This window comes from bacterium (genome assembly GCA_019912885.1).
GTDB lineage: Bacteria > Lernaellota > Lernaellaia > JACKCT01 > JACKCT01 > JAIOHV01.
The window spans coordinates 15,556-32,408 of sequence record JAIOHV010000197.1 but is presented as its reverse complement, the minus strand read 5'-3'; the positions used below and the strand labels follow the sequence as shown (position 1 = coordinate 32,408).

Below are 16,853 nucleotides of genomic sequence, written 5' to 3'. Positions count from 1 at the left end.
TTACCCAATCCCGGACGATCCACAAAAATGGTCATGGGTCGTTGTTGGAAAGAGAAGAAATTATATTATTTATGCGTTGTATTTCTCGCTCGATATTTACATGCGCCTGCTGGCCCTTTAACCCGGCTGTCTTTGCTATTGGCATTAGATGACGATCTAGATAAATCGCTCTTGCAGTGAGTTCCGCTTGAAGCCTTTGCGCGCGAGCAGTTTGGGCCATGTTTTCCTGTTGCAGAGCCAAGACGCCTCGTGTCTGTACTGATTCAGCACGAGCGAGTGTGAGTTCCTCCAGTTGTGCCTCAAGCTGCTCTCGTTGAAGTTGCAATTCGCGACGTTGCATTATGAGTGCGACGATGACGCCGGCAAATGCTAGGCCGGAAAATAAGGCGTTGACCGAACCGAACTGATCGCCAAATTGCCCAGCACGTTCGGCATCGCCGGGTGGTGCGATCCAACCGAACAAAAGCCAAAGGCCAAATACGACGCCTGCGACTTTTATTGCGAGCGTGAAAAAAACGCGATTTTCGGCCTTGATTTTTTCGGCGATTTCCCGCTTGCGTTTTTCTGTCTCGAGCTGATTCAAGTTTTTTTCAACGCAGGCTTCGCCTCTTATCGCCGCGTCGTCGATCGTGTTGTGAGGGGTTAGATTCGGTTTGGAGGGGGTCATTTTGTCCTATCTCGTTCTGTCTCGACGCTAGGCTCCAGCATATTTAATCGCCCCGGTCCTTCGTAATGCGCGGCGAGCAGCATGGCCGTGAAGTCCATCGTTCGCCTGGCCTCATCGAGCGTTTGCGGCTCGACCTCGTGGGTCGCTTCGTTGCCAGCCTTTCGAATGCTCTCAACCCATCCTTGCCAACGCGGCGGGATGTGGCCTTTTTTCCGAAGATCGTCGAGATATTCGACGAATTTCAGACCTGGTGTGGCGCCCTCCTCAACGGCAAGGTTCATAATAATTTTTCGACAGCACATGACGGCGGCCGTCGGGGCACCTGCACCCATGGACGCGCGCGCTTCCTCATAAATCGACCCAACATCCGTCGGCAAATGTTCGATTTCTCTTCCAAAACGGGGCAAGGGTTCGACACTATCGTTGGTCATATTCGACCATTTATGGCAATGCGGGCATGCGATGGCAAATTGTCCGGTCGCAACCCAGTCACGCGGGGATCGAGGAGTATATTCCTGCAAAATGCATGTCGTGTTCGCCGAGACGTCGCGTTCGCAATATCCGCATCGGTATGGCACCGTGCGATGAGCGTCGTTTTCGACAAAAAACCAACGAAGTTGCGCCATTCCAGGCCTCCCAAACGCCGGTTTGGCGGGTCAGCGAAAAAAGACTTGCAAGGTTTCTTAACGCGTCTGCGTAACGGCGTCCATAGGCAGGCGAGCCGCCTGCGCTCCCAGGGCTACCCGCGCACTCCGCCATCGCTTCGCTCCGGCCTGCGTTTGCGGCTCAGACGTCGCCACGTTCGCGCTTTGCCGCTTGCGGCACTGACGCTTTTTCGGATACCCGCGCACTTCGCTTCGCTTCGTTTGCGGCTCTGACATTTTCCCTTCGCGTTTCCTTCGCGCCTTAGCGGTAAAAAACGCGCCGCCCTTCCTCCCGCCGCACCTTGCCTCGCACGATCGCGGAGAACGCGGAGGAATCTCGTGACGGCCCTCGATCCTCAATCCCCAATCCTCGATCCTCAAATATGAGCTGGCAGCCCTTCAACGCCGAATCGCTTTTCCCCGGCCCGACGAAATCCGCTCTCCAGGCGACGGGCGCCGTGGCCGAGACGGTCGGATCGAACGCCGAGGCCATCGCGGGCGGCATCGAGACGGTCAGCGATTTTCTGTACGACGTCACGGATCCCGCGCGCGCGGCGATTCAGGCGCTCGTCAAAAAGCTCCGCGACACGCTCACCGACATCCTCGGCACCGGCGTCTATCTCTACTACGACGCGACGGGCTTTCCGTTCTACGCCACGCGCGCCTTCGATGCGAAGCAGCTCGCCCGGATGATGGATATCGACGAATCCGAACGCAAGCGCCGCGTCGCCTACGAAAAGGAGGCCGCGGCCGCGCGCGCGAGAGGCGAGGAGCCGGCGCCCTTCAAGGACGCGGAATTGCCGCTGTCTCCCGGCACCGCCTACGGCTTCGCGGGCTGGACGCGCCGCTGGAAGGCCTCCTTCGAGGACCAAGGCGACGCGCAACGCCCCGCCTTCAGCGATTCGGCGAGCGTCTCCTGCCTGCTCCTCGTCGCCGGGACACCCTCGCTTGACGGCCTGCCCGCGCTCTTGAAGGCGATCGGAACGCTGCTCGGGATCGACGCGTTCAAGAAGATTCTCGACCGCCTGGCGATCACGCAGTTCGCGAGGGCGGGCAAGGCCGGCGACCGCGAAATCTTCGTCACGACGACCGACAATTTTCACGAGGACGACTACGTCTGGATCAAGCGGTCCGCGGCGTCCGCGGATTTCTACAACGACCAGTTCGTCACCGTGAAAAAAATCGACCGGGCCAAAAAGTCCTTCGCGCTCTACGATCCGCTTTCCGCCGACCACGCCGCCGGCACGCCGATCCTGCTGACGGGCACGGGCCCGGCGACAAGCCGCCCCGCCCGCGCGCCGGACTGGAACGCGAAAAAGCTCGGCGACCTGCCGCCGGTGCGCGCCGTCGCCGACGAGGCCAAAAAGATCATCGGCCTGCTCGAGGTGTCCGACGGGATGCTCGCCCTGGTCCAGGAGCTCGCCGACGCCCTGAAGGAAAAGGCGAAAAACCTGCGCGACGCCGCCGAGCGCATCGAGAACCTCATCGAGCGGGTCGAGCAGATCCTCGCCCTGACCGGCGTGTACGTCGTCCGCCTGGACTCGGCCACGGGGGCGCAAGGGCTCTTTGACGCGCTCGACGCCGTCGAGGCCGGCGACGATCGCCTGCCGCTTCCCCCGCGATCCTTTGTCGTCGGCGCCTGCCTGCTCGCGGGCGGGCCCGAATTCGCCCCCGTGGGCGAGCTTTTCGGAGTCTAAGGAGACATCATGCCCACGAAAAAAACCGCCGCCGAGATCAAGGCCGACCTCGCCGAGGGATTCGCCGGCGCCGGCGTCTCGAACTTCAACGCGGGAGGCACGGCCGTCACGCTCATCGAGGCGATCGGCGACACGCAGGCCGCGTTTTACGATTACGGGTCCGAGGCGGCGCGCTCCACCATCGCCGCGACCGCCAAGGGCGTCTGGCTCGACGAGATCGTGAAGGATCGCAGCCTCGTCCGCGAGGACGCCGTGAAGACGCAGGGCGTCGTGTACCTTTCGCGCAGCGCCGCCGCGGACGTGAGCTACCCCATCGCGGCCGGCAAGATCCTCGCGACGAACAAAGACCTCGCGGGCGTCTCCTACCGCTTCCTCGTTCTTGCGGACGCGGAGCTTCCCGCCGGCGAGACGGAGGTCGCCGTCAGCGTCGAGGCCGAAAGCGCGGGCCAGGATTTCAACGTCCCGGTCGGGGCGATATCGAAAATCATCACCGGCATCTCCGGCATCCAGCGGGTCGAAAACCGCGCCGGCTGGATCACCCGCGAAGGCGCGGATCGCGAGAGCGACGAGCGCCTGTATCTGCGCTATCAGCTTGCCTGGGATCGCCTGGCCACCGGCGCGACGAACGCGGCGCTCGCGAGCATGGCGATGGACGCCGACCCGTCCGTGGCGATCGCGTGGGTGGATTCCAATTTCCCGCGCGGCCGCGGCACGACGAACATCTACATCCTGGGCACTGCGGGCCTGCCCACCGCGGGCCTTCTCGCGACGGTGCAGGCGTATGTGGACGCGCACAAGGCCGGCGGCGACGACATCCTCGTCCTTGCGCCGGCGTACCGCACGGTCGACGTGTCGATGACGGTTTACCGCTACGCCAACACGGACGAGGAGGCGCTCGACACCACGATCCGCGAGGCGCTTGCCGCCTACTTCAATCCCCTGGGCTCCGCGCTTTACAAGTGGATCCGGCCGCTCGGCGTCGGGCGCAAGGTCGTCTTCACGCAGCTCGTCGAGATCGTGACGCGCCCGGAGGAAACCTACGACGTCGTCTTTGCCGACCCCGCGGCGGATGTGCCGGTCGGCGAGGACGAGCTGCCCGTCCTGGGGGACGTTGAGATCGCCTACGAGGAGGTCGTCCCCTGATGGAATATTCCGACGGCTTCGACGGCCCCGATCTGTCCGGCAAGTGGAAGACGGAGCTTTCGGATTTCGGCGCCGGCTACGAGACCGGCGCGGTCGAAATCGCGGGCGGCGAACTGCGTCTTGCCGTCAACGAGGCGCCCGAAAGCCTCCCCGACGCGTCCCGGCGCGCGAGCGTGCAGTTCCGGCATCCCGTCGGCCGGCTCGACCTGACGCTGCGCTTCACCGGCGACGATTTCGAGGAATCCGCGGACGGCAACCAATTCGCCTGGTTCGCCCTTCGCGGGACGGGTCCGACGTTCACGCAGGAGCAGATCGGCGTCTTGCGCGACATCGGCGGCGGGCGGAGCGTCGTCGTCTATTCCTGGCGCGGGGATACGATCATCGAGCGGCGCCTGGCGGACCTTGCCGGTTACCCGCTTCTCGTGCGCGTCCGGCGCGACGCGGGCCGTGTTCAGATTTGGGCGGGCGGCGAGCTCGTCTCCAACGTCGACGACTTTCCCCTTGAGCCGGCGATCTTGGGCATGGCCGTGGTCTCCGACGGCGAAGCCGCCGCGGCCGCGACCTTCGACGACTTTGAAATCGAATACGACTCGCCGGCCGGAAATTTCCTCTGGTGGCTTCTTCCGCGGGCGCTCAAGAAATACCCGATGGCCTTCACGGCCTCCGGGGATCTGGCCTTCACACCCGACGGCGTCACCTGCCTTTTGCAGGACGTGGCGAACATCCTCGAATCCCCGCGCGGGGATTTTCACGCGCACCCGAACCTCGGCGCGGGCGTCAACGACTTTCTCGGGGAGCCCGACGCCGGCGACGCGAAATCGCGCCTGGCCGGGCAGATCGCCGCGAGCCTGAAAAGGGAAGGGCTCGCCCCGCGCGTGAAGGCGGGCGAATCCCGCGTCACGGTCAAGGCGATATCGTCAGACGAGATCGAAATCGACACGAAGATCGTCGCGACCGACGGCGAGAGCGTGCTGCCGCTGAATTTCGTCTTCCGCTACGGCATCGACAGCCTCGCCAACATCTTCGCCGCGCCGCCCTCCGCGCCGCTCACCACCGCGCCCGTGGGCGAGGATGGCTACGCCTATCCGGCGTTCGGCCGCGATTTCCGGATGAACCGGAACGATCCCGCCGACACGCAGGCCAAGATCGACGCGCTCCCGCAATTCGCAATGGTGCAGGCCGCCGGCCGCGAGTTCGACGAACAGAGGGCGTACATCGTCGAGCAGCGCGATGCGGCGATCCTCGCGCGCGCGACAGGGGCGAGCCTGGACGCCGTCCACGGGGTCAACCGCGACCTGAAACGAAAGCTCATCGAGGGCGAGGAGGCCTTTCGCGAACGTCTGGTGGCCGAGTTCGGCCAGAAGAAAAAGGACGGCACCGTTCCCGGCTTAACGGAGCTTCTCGCCTTTTACGGCTTTGCCGCCACGGTGACCGAGGGCTACACCGTCGACGGCCCGGCGGACATCCCCGACCTGCATTGGGCGGAGCTGCACGTCAACATGACGGCCGTCGCGGACGTCGAGGTGACCGAGGAATACCTCTACCGCCGCGTCTTCCGCCGCCGCCGCGCCGTGCGCAAGGTCGTCTGGAAAACCATCGCCGGCGACATCCGCCATTTTTCCGAGGGGCGCGTGTGGGACGGCGAGGGCTGGCACGGGGAGCATGGGGTGTTCGCGGCGGCGTAAGGACAGGCAGGCCGGGGGGTTGCCCAGCCTGCCTGCCTTGATCTACTTGTTGCGGTAGATCGGGAAACCACGGATGCCGTATTGCCAAGCGTAAAGAATTCGGCCGTTTTTCAGGCGAATTTTCGACGCAAAGCCAACCAGCTCTCGCGACTTCCCTTTGGACGGTGCGCGTTTCTTCATGCGCCCCTCCTTTCTGAGAAAAGGATGGGGCCGCCCAATTCGGCTTGAAAAATAGGTCGGAAGGGACTAATCTAATTCCCGCCATAACCGGGAAGTCGATTTCCGATCCGAGCAAGCCTCGGCCGGGCGGCTTCGCCAAGAGCGGGCTTTTCAGTGCCCGCGTCCGAAATGAGGCCAGTCGTAGTCGCGACTGGCCTCAGTCTTTTTCGTTCTCAGTCGATTCACGATCTGCAATATCTCCATCTGACGCAACTTGTTCTAAAGCGACGGTATGCGCGTCGTCGCCGTCGCTTTCGTCGATGTTTTCATCGTCAGCGTCGTTTAAATTGCTACTCCCTCCATTACCGGCGATGCTTCTCGTTCGCCGGGCATTCGGGTACCATTCCGCCAATCCGTATGCGCCATTCGTCGGATTGCGATAAATCTTTTTGTCCTTTCCAAGTGCAATGCTGAGTGCGCCTTTGTTGTTCGAATCGTCCTTCTCGTGAAAGGGAAATCCGCCATCCCAAAGCGCGCGATAGATCTCGTCGATCGTTGCAGCACCACGATCTTTGCCACGAAAATCGAGGAACGCTCTCGCCGCGGCACTTGGCCCGGAATAATTTGTGAATTGATCGAACCGGATTTTTTGAATTCCGCTCTTCGGCTCGCTCATCTCTTCTTCCGAAAACGGTTGCTCGTAGCCCTGCGACTTCGCGAGTAGATTCGCTGCTTTTTTCAGTTCGCGTACCGGCTCCATCGCCACTTCGATTTTTCTGGAAAGTTCTTCCAGCATCTTCGCGGTGACTTCATCCATGTGACCCGCCTTTCTAACGGTTTCCCTACTTAAAATCGAAATGCCGCCAAAAGTCAACACGCGCGAAATATCGCGGGCAATGGTCGCCGTAATTCTGATGGCGTCCCGCAACGATCCGTAACTTATTGAAAATAAATCAAATTCTCGCGGGGATTATTTGTCAACTTCGATTTTAAGCGCCGCAGCCTGACAGGTCGAACCGCTGAACTGCAATTATTTTTTGCTAGGGCCTCCTATTCTCTTTGCGTCAATGCGGTAAAATCCAAAACAGCACGCCGCCCTCCCGTTCGCCGACCGGCGGTCGATTACCCTTCGTACCGACAACCTCTGCGTTGCGATGACGTGCTTCACGATCGTCTCGCGGTCCTCGTCCTCGATGTCCTCGAAGTGGATCGCCACGCGCCACGGGTGCTTCGCGTCCGGCGGAAAAGCGCGCTCCGTGCGCACGACGCGCGCGAGCAGGTGCACGGGCTTTGCCGGGCCGTCGGGGCCGACGAGCATGGAGACGCGCACGATCGTCTCCGGCTCGATGGGTTTGGCAGCGGCCACGAGCATTCCGCCGCCGGAGATATCGCAGGTGTCCACCTGGACGAAATGCCGGCGATCGACATTGCTTGGCAGGGCGGCCTGTTTTCGGCGCAGCCGCGCGACCTCAAGCGCCGCCTCGTCGAGCTCGTCCTCACCGAGAATTTGAACGAAAACGGCAAGGAGATCCCGGACACGAACGTATTGACGGCGCTGGGGCCTTTCGTCGTCGGAAGGGGAATTTGAATCGGTCATAAAGAAAAAATACGGTCGTTTGTCTTTTGAGCGCTCGCGCGGGGACACCGCGAAATAACCTCGCGATTGGAATCCCGGCGACAAGAAGCCGCAATCATCCGCCCGGCCCCGGGGGGGTGTCAAGAAAAAATGCCGCGCTTCGCTTGCCGCCGAAATCCCTGAAAATCATTTCCCGGTGTTCACCGCAAAGGCGCAGTGCGCGCCACCCTGATCTCCGTGTTCTCCGCGCGCCCCGTGGTGAAATTTTCTTCGCGACCCGAAAACCCGCGCATTGCGCTTCGCTTCCTTCGCTTCGCTCAAGACTTGTGGCTCTGAACATAGGCACGACCGCGCGCTGTCGCTTGCGGCTCTGATTTTTCTTCGCGCCTTCGCGGTGAAATTCGCGGCCTAAAAATCACGCCGCCCTCCCACGGGCGCGGTCCTGATGCTACGCGGGCGGCATGCCAGCCCACCGCGTTCTATTCCGCTACCACGACGTCGACGATCCCCGGTTTTTCAACGACCAGCTCGCGGGTTTCATCCCCGAGGGCGTCCACCGCGGCTACACCTGCGAAATCGGCAGCTCCCCGGAGAACGTGTCGATCCGGCCGGGGCAGATCATGACCCGCAAGGGCGAGTCGATCTTCCTCGACACCGCGCTTGCGAATTACTTCCGGGCCGACACGCTGAATGAAATCCCCGCGAACGCCGGCGCGAATCCGCGGCACGACCTGATCGTCCTGGAGTTCGTCTACGTGGAGACCTGGCCGGACCAGCCCGAGCCGATCTATTTCATCCTCGAAGGCGCGGACGAGGCCGGCTTCACCCTGCCGACCTACAACCAGTACCAGACGCCGATCGCCATCGGCCGCTGCCAGCCCGGCCAGCAGACCTACGACCTCCTCGTCCCGTTCCCCGAACGCTGGGTGCGTAACGCGGTCTACGATCACGTCGCCGGCGTCTGGAAGATCGTCGACGGCGCCGTCATGGCCGCGCGCATCCAATTCATCGGGAAGGATTTCTCGGAGTTGACGGGCTGGGAGCCCGGCCTGCGCATCGAATTGATCGCGCCGGGGACGCTCGCGGATGACGCCGAGATCGAGGAGTCCGACTGGCAGCTCGTCGCCGACTACGGCATCGGCGGGGAGCGGGTCGTCGCCGATGCGATCACGGAGCTGCATCGCCTGGTCGATCTGCACCTCTGGGACGACGTCATCCAACGCGGCGTCGTCGCCGGCGGCCGGGTGACGAATGACGGAGGGACGGGGATCACCGTCGATCCGGTTACCGTCGTGACGCGCCAGGGCTATCGGGTCGAGCGCACGGATCCCGCGGCCGCGACGATCCCTCTCAACACGGATTCGACGAACACCCGGACGGACCTCGTCGTCGCGCGGCACAATCACACGCCGCCGGGCGCGGTCCCGCCGATGACGATCGAGATCGTTCCCGGGACGACCGCGCCCTCGGTGGATGTCGGCGCGCTGCCCTCGGACGGCGAGATCATCGCCTTCGGCCTGGTCGAGCCGCTGCAACAGCAGTACGCCCACATCGTTCACGCGGGGCGGCGCTGGTACTCCAACTGCTACTACAACGACGACCACGAGATCCGGATCATCTACGGCGATCGCGGGGCGTTTTACGTCGAGGTCTCGCCGAACATCAATCCGACGCTCGGCTACGCCCCGAACATCGCCGTCTACTGGCACGCCGGCGGCGTCGCCGACGACGCGGACATCACGAGCGGGATCGCGAAGGTGTGGGAGCTGAACGGAAGCGGCGTCGTCGCCAACGTCGCGGAAGTCGTCACCGCCCGCGGAAACAAGACCTCGCTCAACGCGCGGCTGAATGTCGTGCTGGACGCCGACGGGAACCTGAAGGCGGACACGGTCGGCAACACGCAGTTGCAAGACGATGCGGTCAACACCAACGAGATCGTCAACAACGCCGTTGTGACGGCCAAGATCAACGACCTGGCCGTGACGACCGGGAAAATCGATAACCTGAGCGTGACGAGCGCAAAGCTCGCCAACGGCGCCGTCACCCTCGGCAAGATCGCCGCGGACGCCGTCGCGACGGCCAACCTCGAGAACCTCGCCGTTGAGACGGCGAAAATCGATAACCTCGCCGTGACGGAGGCCAAGCTCGCGGCGTCAGCCGTCACCAACAGCAAGATCGCCAACAGCGCCGTCGACGCGAACAAGATCGCGGCCTCCTCGGTGGTCAACTCCAAGCTCGGCATCAAGGCGGTGACGGCGGACAAGGTGAATTACTTCACGGTTTCGGGGAACGCGAGCAGGACGGACTCGTACACCGCCGGTTCGCTTACGGACATATTACAGCGAATCAAAGTCGCCGTGCCGACAGGTTTGAAGCTCTATTTGCGACACGCACGATACAGCTTCACCGACGCCTCAATGCACCTGCATGTTTCCGTCTCCGGCGCATCGAGCTGGGAATCTGCCGACAACGAAGACGACATCGATGCGAATATCGAGCTCTACGACAACAGCGCGGGCGGCACGCCAACGGATGTTTTGTTGATCATCCGCGCTAAAAACGCGCACATCAGCGACCCCGCAACGCTCAGCCTGCAGGACGGCTGGTCCTGCGAGTTGTCGTTCGAGTGATCGCTGTTATTGCGTGCACCAGGCGCGAGTCGGATTTTTGGAAAAATTCGACCGGGAAAAGTACGCATCAACGATCGAAATCGTATCCATGAAGAGGCGCGGTAAGTCCGCCGACACTGCAACCGAGTCGTCAAGCGTTCCGTCACCCTCGTCTTCATAGACTCGACCTTCGAGAACGAGATTTTCTTCCACATCATTGTTCAGGCTGACGAAAAGACTGAGCGGCTCGTTGCTGGCGCTGTAATCCGGGTTCGTGCCTTGGCCGTTTGACGGCGAGCCTCCCGTCACACTTCGCGACGTGGTCGGCAACGCATCTGGACCGAAATAGAAAACACTCCGCCCGTCGTCGGGGAAGAGGTTTGCTTCGGCACAGCCGATCGCGTCCTTGTCGTCGGCATCGCCGTAGAAAATTCCCCCCAATACGATGGCTTTGCCATCGAGGACCGAAACTCCAACGGAAAGCGCTAACAATTCGAGCGTTGCGTCTTCTACGAGGAGAAATGTCGCGTCACTTCGACCGGACTCCATATGGAACTGTACCGTATGAACGGCGCCAGGGCGCGACACACGGATCGCGACCTTTGCGTTACCTGCGGGAATATCGAACTCGACTTCTCCATTTTCTCCGGACACCTCTTCGATCGAGGGAACGAATGGATCGCCGGTGGAATCGTTGAGAACCTCGACAAGCGCTTCTTCAATCGGATCTTTCGTCCAATAGTCGACCACGATACCGCTGAGAGTTGTCGGGCCTGTCGTATCATCATCCCCCGCATCGTCATCCCCCGCATCGTCGTCATCATCGTCCCCCCCGCCCGTATCCTCGCAGCATCCTCCTTCGCAGATCCATCCTTCGCCCAGCGCCTCCGTGCATTCCCCCGTCGTCACGCACGCCGCGCATTCGTCGTCGTCGTCCCCCGTGTCGTCATCAGCTTGTCCTGAGCTTGCCGACGAATCGTCGCCGTCGCCCCCCGAGGACGTGGTGCAGGCGAGGGCGGGGAGAAAGAACACCGCAAAGGCGCAAAGGGCGGAAAGGACAACCATCAAGGCGAGCGGCGAAAGGGCAGGGCGTTTCACGGTCGGCTCCTTGCTTCCTTGACGTTGCGCCGGATTCTACGCCCCGCCCCCGTGGAGGGGCAATGAGAATCTCACTTAGATATTTTAGAAAATTAATAGGACCAGACGTTGTGCCAACTCGCGAATTTCGCACGTTTCGATGCCGTAGGACGCGAAGTTGTCGTTCAGGTGCCAGGTAGGAGACGCAGGATATTTGATTTCTGTGTCGCCGTCAGGAATAAGCAGCCCATCGAGATCGTGCTTACACGAAACGATCGCTTTTTCAATCCACACCGTCCCGCCGCGAGTCTCAAAGGCTTGAAAAATTGTCAAGGGTATTGGGTGCCTTTCAGGTCGAGCGAATGCCCGATACCGCTGACCGAGCATCTCAAATTCCACCGTCGCCTCCAGAAGCTTCCTTCGCAAAAAATCGATCGACGGCGCCGCGCGATTCGAGCTTTTCGATTTTTCGCCGCTCGCTTTCGACAAAACCGACGAGATAGCCCGCCCAATAATTCAGGTGTCTGAATCCGTCTTCGGTGAAATTTTCGGCAGCCGGGCGCAGCGTCACCAGGAACGGTGGGTACAAAATCTTGATGGCCGTCACGACGTGCGTGTTCTCCTCCGCCGCCGATCGCCCCTCCACGATCGAGTTTTCGTCACGAAAAGCCTCGATGGGACTTCTGGGGATCTGATCGATCGACGACAGCTTCGAAAACTCAAATGTGGCGGAAAATTCGGTCGGCAAATCCGAAGGTTTGAAACGCGCCGTCGCCTGGCGCCAGCCGGACTCGACCGAAAGCAGTTCCAAAATCGCGCCGTCTTTCTGGATGGTCTCGCGCGGCAGGAGCACCTCGATGTTTTCCGCCATCAACCGTTTCTTGTATTCGCCGAGCGTCTCGGAGGCCAGCCTTGCCAGTTCCGCGTCGATCGCGCCGGCATCGTCGGCGATCTTGTTGAACTCCGTTTCAATTTTCCCCAGCGACGCGAGCTTGATGCGCCCGTCGTCAAGAAAAAAGACCGATGTGTCCACTCCCTTTGAGCGATACGCCGCCTGGTTGCCTTCGCAAAACGTCATCGCGATCGGGTAAAGCTCCGTGTCGCCGGTGACCATCTTGCGAAATGCGACGCTGCGTTCGAAGTCGTAGGCCATCTCCATCAGCGGCGACTGCCAGCGTCCCTGCAAACGCTTCTTGCAACTCGCCGTTTTGTCGCAGCCGGAGTTGGCGGCGGCGAGAATGAAGGCCGTGGCGACAACGCAGAAAAATTTCGCGCGGCCATGACAAATTTTAGCTCGCAACGGCCTCCGCCTCTCCCGCGTCGTCGTCGATGGACATGACCTTCTGGGCGATGAGCTGATGTTCGATCCACTCCCGCTCCTTTTGCTTGTCCTTCGCCATCTCGAGCTCGATCGCCTGCGTCTCCCGAAATTCGCGCGCTTCGGCGGTCACGGTCCAGGAAACGGGCAGGCCCATGCGCTCAACTTCTTCACGGATATCCTTGAGGGCCAGGCGGAAAAATTCCTTGCGCGGATTGACCTTGTTCACCTGATCCCGAAGAAACCGTTTCTGGATATCGCGCTCGAGCCCCGGGGCATCGTCGCTTTGGATCAGCGCGTGCACGTCAAACGAGAATGGAACACTGGCATCCCCAAGTTCCCGGATGCGATCGATCGGCTCCAGCCTTCGGGTCATGCCGATCTTATAAACGTGGTCGCCGAACGATCCGACATTGGAAATCACGTAGACGTGACCCGATTTGGTTTGCTGCGCCATCGACAGCGCGCGTTGCCCTCGCGCCTCGGCTTCCGCCAGTTTGGCCTGCAAGTCCAGCAACTGCGCCTCGAATTGTGCGCGCTGCTCAAGACTTGCCTTGTCAACCTCTTTTTGCATCTTTTCCATGGCTTTCCGGATCCCGTCCTCTTCCTTGGCGGCTTCTCTCACCGCCTTTTCAAATTCACGCTGCGCCCGCTCCTCCTCGCGGATTCTTTCTTTCAGCAGGCGCTGCTCCTCGCGCTCCTTCAGTTTGATTTCGTTGGCGACGGCGGCCCAATGAAGTTCGTCGAGACGGGCCTGCAGGTATTCGGGCGTGATGCGGGCGTTCCGGAAGGCCGACCCCTCACGATTCACGACGGCACAAGCGTCCTTGATTTGCTGGGCCAGCGTGCCGTGGTTATCGCGTTTCAACCGCGACAGGATTTCCTCGACCTTCCCGTTGAACGCGTCGAGGACAAAACGGACGGCCGTCTCTTTCCGATTGGCCTCGACGTAATCACAGGCGGCGGCGGTGCCGCTTTTGATCATGCCCCGGATCTGTTCCCGGGCGGCTTTCAGTTTTTGACCCGCCTCGGTGAACCCGAATTCGTCGGCGAGTTCGTCGAGCAGCGTGTAGGAAGGGATGAGATACCGGTCGCCGTAGCCTTCCACGATATTTTTCATGGCCTTCGCGGTGCGTTCGTAATGATCCGCGTTTTCCTTCGCGTCCAGCGCGTCGCCCGCGATTTCCCGGGCGTGCTTTTGCGCCGCCTCGACGATCCTCTCTCCCTCGATTTTTGCCTGACTGACGATGGCGTCCGCGTTGGCCTTCAAGGTCGCGGCTTCGTTCAGCGCCTCGCGCTTCTTCGCCTCCGAAAACGTTTTGGTCTCTTCGACGAGACGTTCCGCCTGTTTCTCCAGCGCGATGGCTTGTCCTCGTGCGCGCTCGACGATGTCCGACGCGTGGCGCTCGGCTTCAAGCAAAATTTCCTGGGCACGCTTTTCGGCATCGCGGACGACGCGATATTTCTCGAGCGGCCGGAGTTCCGCCTCGACGCGGGTTAGCGTGCGATTTGTTTTCAGGAACAGAGCGAGAAAAATCGCGGCGGAGACAAAAAATATCGCCGTGAGAGTCATCAACGCGACAAGCTCTTGATCGTTGAAGGGCATTGTGGGCCATCCGTTTTAAAGAGGGAACGCCCAATATTCGATAGAAAAATATTCTGATTGACAAGGGGCAACGCGCCCCGTGGACGGGACGAACGAGATTCTGAAACGACGACGGGGGAAGGCTCTTCTGTAATAGGCGGGCGATGGACACCGCCTGCGGCGAGAATACCGCCGCCGCCCGGCCTCACCTCACGGCTTTTTTCCGGAGGCGGCCTCGTTGATCCGCGCTTCAGCGCGCTTCGTGAAAAACGGCAGGCGGTCTTCGATTTCGCGGTCGACGATTCGAAGAAGGTCCTTGTCCGGCAGGTCGGGATGGGTCGCCTTGACCGCGAGGAACATGGCGAGTTCAGAGCGGGCGACGAGCGGCACCAATGTCAGCCAAAAGTTCTTCGCGGTCACCATCGTCGTTGCTCCCGATGACTTGAATTCCAGCTTGTGCGCCCAAGCCATTTTCGGACGACGGCTTCGTCGTCGCCGATCGCGGTGACGAGAAGGCGAAGCTCCTTTTCCGTGACGCCAAGCTCCCGGATCCAATATTCGATTTCGTGGTATTCGCGAAGCAGAATGTGCCGCCGCGACGCGATGCCGTTTCCCGGGACGGCGGCGTCCACGCCGGGGCTTGGCCATTCTCGCGAGAACGCGTCGGTTTCATTGCGATCCTTGTTCATTGCGACCCTTATTCATTGGGGAGCCTTGGGCGGCCGATACGCAAGCTGAAATAACTACAGCGAATTAATGACGCCGCAACAGATTTGGCAAGGGGCGGCAAGAGAAAATCCGGCGGCAATCGAAGATAAAAGGCGTGATTTTTCGACGAAAATTTCAAAGATTCGAGCTCGAAGCTTGATCGCTAAAACTCGTCGTCCCAATAGGCGTCCTCCCAATACACGTCGGGCACTTCGCCGTTTGGACCGAGGCGATAGACGCGTTCCGTCGTTCCGTCGGCTCCCGGGATGATCGCGACGACATCCTGACCATAAAAACCGAAGATCGCCGCGCCGGGATTCCCGTTGCGCCAGATCTCTTTTCCGGTTCGGTGATCGAACAACACGATTTCGCCCGCCGTCCGGACAAAGCGGCGGTGTCCGTCGGGCGAGATGGCGGTCGTTTCCGTGGCCTCCGCCGGTCCGACAGGATCAAAAATGTTGTCGCGCATATCCCCGTGACCTCCACCCGGCGGCCGGCGACGATCCGACACGCGCGCCCCGCGATACGAAATCCCCGCCGGCCGCCAAACGAACTATCCGTTTTCCTTCAGCCACTCGCGGACCTTGCGGACCTTGGCCGTGTATTCGCCAACGGCCCGCACGGCTTCGTTCAATTTCTCCGGGGATACACCAAGCTCCCCGGCCCAATAATCGAGCTCGGCCGGGTTTGAAAGGTGTATTTGCGTGGGATCGACGGGGCGTTCCGGTTTGAGATCATCCGCCATAAAAACAATCGCCTCCCTTTTATCAAAAAAAAAGCCGCCGGCTCGGCCCTCACAGCCTTTCGGTCAGCAACATCCTCACGAGCGTCCTCCGGGTCTCGTTGACCCGCCGCCACGCCTTCAGGAGCCGGCGTTCCTCCTCGTCGAGTTCCACCGCGCCCGCCTCGCCAGGTTTTTTCGTAAGCGGCTCGGCCGGCTCCATTTTCAATCCCGCGCAGAGTTTCAGGTAGACCTCCACGCTCATCCCGCCGCGGCCGGCGAGAAGTCCCTGATAGTGGCGCAGCGAAATCCCCGCCGCGTCGGCCAGGGCCTGCTGCGTCATTCCGGATGCGCGCCGTTCCTTCTCGATGCGGGCGATGACGTCCTTCGGTTTGATCGGCATGCGCGCATCGTAGATTTCGCGCCGCCCTCCGAGAACGAAATATCAGGCGCATAAACTACGCCAGATCGTTCATACGGAGAATCCATGTCCCCGGACGACATCCTGGAACTCGTCGAAAAGCTCGCCGCCAAGGGCTTCACGCCGGCCGAGATCGCGCGCCTTCTCGAATCCCTCGCGCAGCTCACGAAATTGATTTCGTAGGGGCTTCAATTTCACGCGGAGCCGCGGAGGCAGCGGAGGATGGGCTGGGAACGCCGAGCCCCAGCTCGGCAAATCCACGATCCGCGCGACGTTTATGGCAGAAACGTTGCTTCGTCGAGTGATCGATTCACGTCGTCTATTCGTCCTTTCCCGACACGATACAGATCCTGCGCCACACCCTCGATGAGACCGATCGTCATGAGGTTTTTCGCGATACGCACCACGTCCCGACGGGAAATTTTAAGTTCTTCCGCCACCGTGGAAAAACTCGCATTTCCTGCTATCGGATCCCGCAGGTACGCCGTCCGTCCGTGCACTAATATCCAGCGCTCTATCAATCCGTCATCGGGCATGATGTTGCTCATCTCGGACCTCCGGGAGAAGAGTTGCGCCGACAAAGTCGCTTTTTCGTGACAAAGGGAGAGCGGCGTGTCGCGAGCGCAATCTGCAGCACGCCGCTCGACTCGTCACGTCATTCGGGTACGATCCCGTGGTGCCTCCATTCAGCAGCCGTTCGACCCGCATAGGATCACCGCCGTGGCGGAGTTCGGTTCGATTGTAACCGTACGCTGGCTCGTCTCCAACCGCGCACTCCGCTGCGCTTCCGTTTGCGGCTCTGACGTCGCAACTCTCCGCGCGCTCCGCGCCTCCGCGTGAGAC

The 16,853-nt window shown here is 61.0% G+C and carries 20 protein-coding genes; 5 read left to right on the top strand and 15 right to left on the bottom strand.

Going from position 1 to position 16,853, the window contains the following annotated elements; genetic code table 11:
- Nucleotides 1–31: 31 nt before the first annotated feature.
- Both K8I61_17230 and K8I61_17225 read right to left on the bottom strand, forming a co-directional pair.
- Entirely contained in the window at nt 32–667 is a 636-nt protein-coding gene (locus K8I61_17230; GenBank protein MBZ0273785.1) for a hypothetical protein, read from the bottom strand.
- Entirely contained in the window at nt 664–1,293 is a 630-nt protein-coding gene (locus K8I61_17225) for a DUF4145 domain-containing protein (GenBank protein ID MBZ0273784.1), read from the bottom strand. The genes K8I61_17230 and K8I61_17225 overlap by 4 nt, the downstream gene beginning before the upstream one ends.
- Before the next feature lie 401 nt (nt 1,294–1,694).
- Here K8I61_17225 and K8I61_17220 point away from each other — a divergent pair, with 401 nt between their 5' ends.
- From K8I61_17220 to K8I61_17210, 3 genes are read left to right on the top strand one after another with little or no spacing between them, the layout of a single operon-like run.
- Complete coding sequence (locus K8I61_17220; GenBank protein MBZ0273783.1) at nt 1,695–3,008, top strand: hypothetical protein; 1,314 nt, start codon at nt 1,695–1,697, stop codon at nt 3,006–3,008.
- A gap of 9 nt (nt 3,009–3,017) precedes the next feature.
- The gene (locus tag K8I61_17215) at nt 3,018–4,151 is read left to right on the top strand and encodes a baseplate J/gp47 family protein (protein ID MBZ0273782.1); all 1,134 of its coding nucleotides are present in this window, start codon (nt 3,018–3,020) and stop codon (nt 4,149–4,151) included.
- Complete coding sequence (locus K8I61_17210; GenBank protein ID MBZ0273781.1) at nt 4,151–5,836, top strand: hypothetical protein; 1,686 nt, start codon at nt 4,151–4,153, stop codon at nt 5,834–5,836. Before K8I61_17215 ends, K8I61_17210 begins: the two co-directional genes overlap by 1 nt.
- Before the next feature lie 42 nt (nt 5,837–5,878).
- Here K8I61_17210 and K8I61_17205 read toward each other — a convergent pair whose 3' ends face one another.
- The 3 genes from K8I61_17205 to K8I61_17195 form a co-directional block, all read right to left on the bottom strand.
- Entirely contained in the window at nt 5,879–6,016 is a 138-nt protein-coding gene (locus tag K8I61_17205; GenBank protein MBZ0273780.1) for a hypothetical protein, read from the bottom strand.
- A gap of 196 nt (nt 6,017–6,212) precedes the next feature.
- Nucleotides 6,213–6,812 carry a hypothetical protein gene (locus tag K8I61_17200; protein MBZ0273779.1) on the bottom strand — a complete coding sequence of 200 codons (600 nt, stop codon included), beginning with the start codon at nt 6,810–6,812 and terminating at the stop codon, nt 6,213–6,215.
- Between the two features lie 213 nt (nt 6,813–7,025).
- Entirely contained in the window at nt 7,026–7,397 is a 372-nt protein-coding gene (locus K8I61_17195) for a PilZ domain-containing protein (protein ID MBZ0273778.1), read from the bottom strand.
- A 9-nt stretch (nt 7,398–7,406) separates the two neighbouring features.
- Here K8I61_17195 and K8I61_17190 point away from each other — a divergent pair, with 9 nt between their 5' ends.
- Together K8I61_17190 and K8I61_17185 are read left to right on the top strand one after the other, a co-directional pair.
- The gene (locus K8I61_17190) at nt 7,407–7,583 is read left to right on the top strand and encodes a hypothetical protein (GenBank protein MBZ0273777.1); all 177 of its coding nucleotides are present in this window, start codon (nt 7,407–7,409) and stop codon (nt 7,581–7,583) included.
- Nucleotides 7,584–8,032: 449 nt separating this feature from the next.
- Complete coding sequence (locus K8I61_17185) at nt 8,033–10,201, top strand: hypothetical protein (protein MBZ0273776.1); 2,169 nt, start codon at nt 8,033–8,035, stop codon at nt 10,199–10,201.
- A gap of 6 nt (nt 10,202–10,207) precedes the next feature.
- Here K8I61_17185 and K8I61_17180 read toward each other — a convergent pair whose 3' ends face one another.
- The 10 genes from K8I61_17180 to K8I61_17135 all read right to left on the bottom strand — a co-directional run bounded on the left by K8I61_17180 (nt 10,208) and on the right by K8I61_17135 (nt 16,558).
- Nucleotides 10,208–11,278, bottom strand: a complete 1,071-nt coding sequence (locus tag K8I61_17180) for a hypothetical protein (GenBank protein ID MBZ0273775.1) — start codon at nt 11,276–11,278, stop codon at nt 10,208–10,210.
- An 84-nt stretch (nt 11,279–11,362) separates the two neighbouring features.
- Nucleotides 11,363–11,656, bottom strand: coding sequence for a hypothetical protein (locus K8I61_17175; protein ID MBZ0273774.1), 294 nt, complete (start codon nt 11,654–11,656; stop codon nt 11,363–11,365).
- The gene (locus tag K8I61_17170; protein ID MBZ0273773.1) at nt 11,646–12,557 is read right to left on the bottom strand and encodes a hypothetical protein; all 912 of its coding nucleotides are present in this window, start codon (nt 12,555–12,557) and stop codon (nt 11,646–11,648) included. Before K8I61_17170 ends, K8I61_17175 begins: the two co-directional genes overlap by 11 nt.
- Nucleotides 12,547–14,148 carry a DUF4041 domain-containing protein gene (locus tag K8I61_17165; protein ID MBZ0273772.1) on the bottom strand — a complete coding sequence of 534 codons (1,602 nt, stop codon included), beginning with the start codon at nt 14,146–14,148 and terminating at the stop codon, nt 12,547–12,549. Before K8I61_17165 ends, K8I61_17170 begins: the two co-directional genes overlap by 11 nt.
- Nucleotides 14,149–14,370: 222 nt before the next feature.
- The gene (locus K8I61_17160; GenBank protein ID MBZ0273771.1) at nt 14,371–14,583 is read right to left on the bottom strand and encodes a hypothetical protein; all 213 of its coding nucleotides are present in this window, start codon (nt 14,581–14,583) and stop codon (nt 14,371–14,373) included.
- The gene (locus K8I61_17155) at nt 14,577–14,849 is read right to left on the bottom strand and encodes a DUF3606 domain-containing protein (protein MBZ0273770.1); all 273 of its coding nucleotides are present in this window, start codon (nt 14,847–14,849) and stop codon (nt 14,577–14,579) included. Before K8I61_17155 ends, K8I61_17160 begins: the two co-directional genes overlap by 7 nt.
- A 182-nt stretch (nt 14,850–15,031) precedes the next feature.
- A complete protein-coding gene (locus tag K8I61_17150; GenBank protein ID MBZ0273769.1) occupies nt 15,032–15,337 on the bottom strand; it encodes a hypothetical protein in 306 nt (101 codons plus the stop codon).
- Nucleotides 15,338–15,421: 84 nt separating this feature from the next.
- Nucleotides 15,422–15,613, bottom strand: a complete 192-nt coding sequence (locus K8I61_17145; protein ID MBZ0273768.1) for a DUF3606 domain-containing protein — start codon at nt 15,611–15,613, stop codon at nt 15,422–15,424.
- 49 nt (nt 15,614–15,662) lie between these two features.
- A complete protein-coding gene (locus tag K8I61_17140) occupies nt 15,663–15,992 on the bottom strand; it encodes a helix-turn-helix domain-containing protein (GenBank protein ID MBZ0273767.1) in 330 nt (109 codons plus the stop codon).
- A 293-nt stretch (nt 15,993–16,285) separates the two neighbouring features.
- Complete coding sequence (locus tag K8I61_17135) at nt 16,286–16,558, bottom strand: hypothetical protein (GenBank protein MBZ0273766.1); 273 nt, start codon at nt 16,556–16,558, stop codon at nt 16,286–16,288.
- Nucleotides 16,559–16,853: the final 295 nt, after the last annotated feature.

What these genes read in the sequence shown, in the direction of transcription:
- K8I61_17230 (MBZ0273785.1), bottom strand. Translation starts at nt 667, where the DNA reads ATGACCCCCTCCAAACCGAATCTAACCCCTCACAACACGATCGACGAC.
- K8I61_17225 (MBZ0273784.1), bottom strand. Translation starts at nt 1,293, where the DNA reads ATGGCGCAACTTCGTTGGTTTTTTGTCGAAAACGACGCTCATCGCACG.
- K8I61_17220 (MBZ0273783.1), top strand. Translation starts at nt 1,695, where the DNA reads ATGAGCTGGCAGCCCTTCAACGCCGAATCGCTTTTCCCCGGCCCGACG.
- K8I61_17215 (MBZ0273782.1), top strand. Translation starts at nt 3,018, where the DNA reads ATGCCCACGAAAAAAACCGCCGCCGAGATCAAGGCCGACCTCGCCGAG.
- K8I61_17210 (MBZ0273781.1), top strand. Translation starts at nt 4,151, where the DNA reads ATGGAATATTCCGACGGCTTCGACGGCCCCGATCTGTCCGGCAAGTGG.
- K8I61_17205 (MBZ0273780.1), bottom strand. Translation starts at nt 6,016, where the DNA reads ATGAAGAAACGCGCACCGTCCAAAGGGAAGTCGCGAGAGCTGGTTGGC.
- K8I61_17200 (MBZ0273779.1), bottom strand. Translation starts at nt 6,812, where the DNA reads ATGGATGAAGTCACCGCGAAGATGCTGGAAGAACTTTCCAGAAAAATC.
- K8I61_17190 (MBZ0273777.1), top strand. Translation starts at nt 7,407, where the DNA reads ATGCCGGCGATCGACATTGCTTGGCAGGGCGGCCTGTTTTCGGCGCAG.
- K8I61_17185 (MBZ0273776.1), top strand. Translation starts at nt 8,033, where the DNA reads ATGCCAGCCCACCGCGTTCTATTCCGCTACCACGACGTCGACGATCCC.
- K8I61_17165 (MBZ0273772.1), bottom strand. Translation starts at nt 14,148, where the DNA reads ATGACTCTCACGGCGATATTTTTTGTCTCCGCCGCGATTTTTCTCGCT.
- K8I61_17160 (MBZ0273771.1), bottom strand. Translation starts at nt 14,583, where the DNA reads ATGGTGACCGCGAAGAACTTTTGGCTGACATTGGTGCCGCTCGTCGCC.
- K8I61_17155 (MBZ0273770.1), bottom strand. Translation starts at nt 14,849, where the DNA reads ATGAACAAGGATCGCAATGAAACCGACGCGTTCTCGCGAGAATGGCCA.
- K8I61_17150 (MBZ0273769.1), bottom strand. Translation starts at nt 15,337, where the DNA reads ATGCGCGACAACATTTTTGATCCTGTCGGACCGGCGGAGGCCACGGAA.
- K8I61_17145 (MBZ0273768.1), bottom strand. Translation starts at nt 15,613, where the DNA reads ATGGCGGATGATCTCAAACCGGAACGCCCCGTCGATCCCACGCAAATA.
- K8I61_17140 (MBZ0273767.1), bottom strand. Translation starts at nt 15,992, where the DNA reads ATGCCGATCAAACCGAAGGACGTCATCGCCCGCATCGAGAAGGAACGG.
- K8I61_17135 (MBZ0273766.1), bottom strand. Translation starts at nt 16,558, where the DNA reads ATGAGCAACATCATGCCCGATGACGGATTGATAGAGCGCTGGATATTA.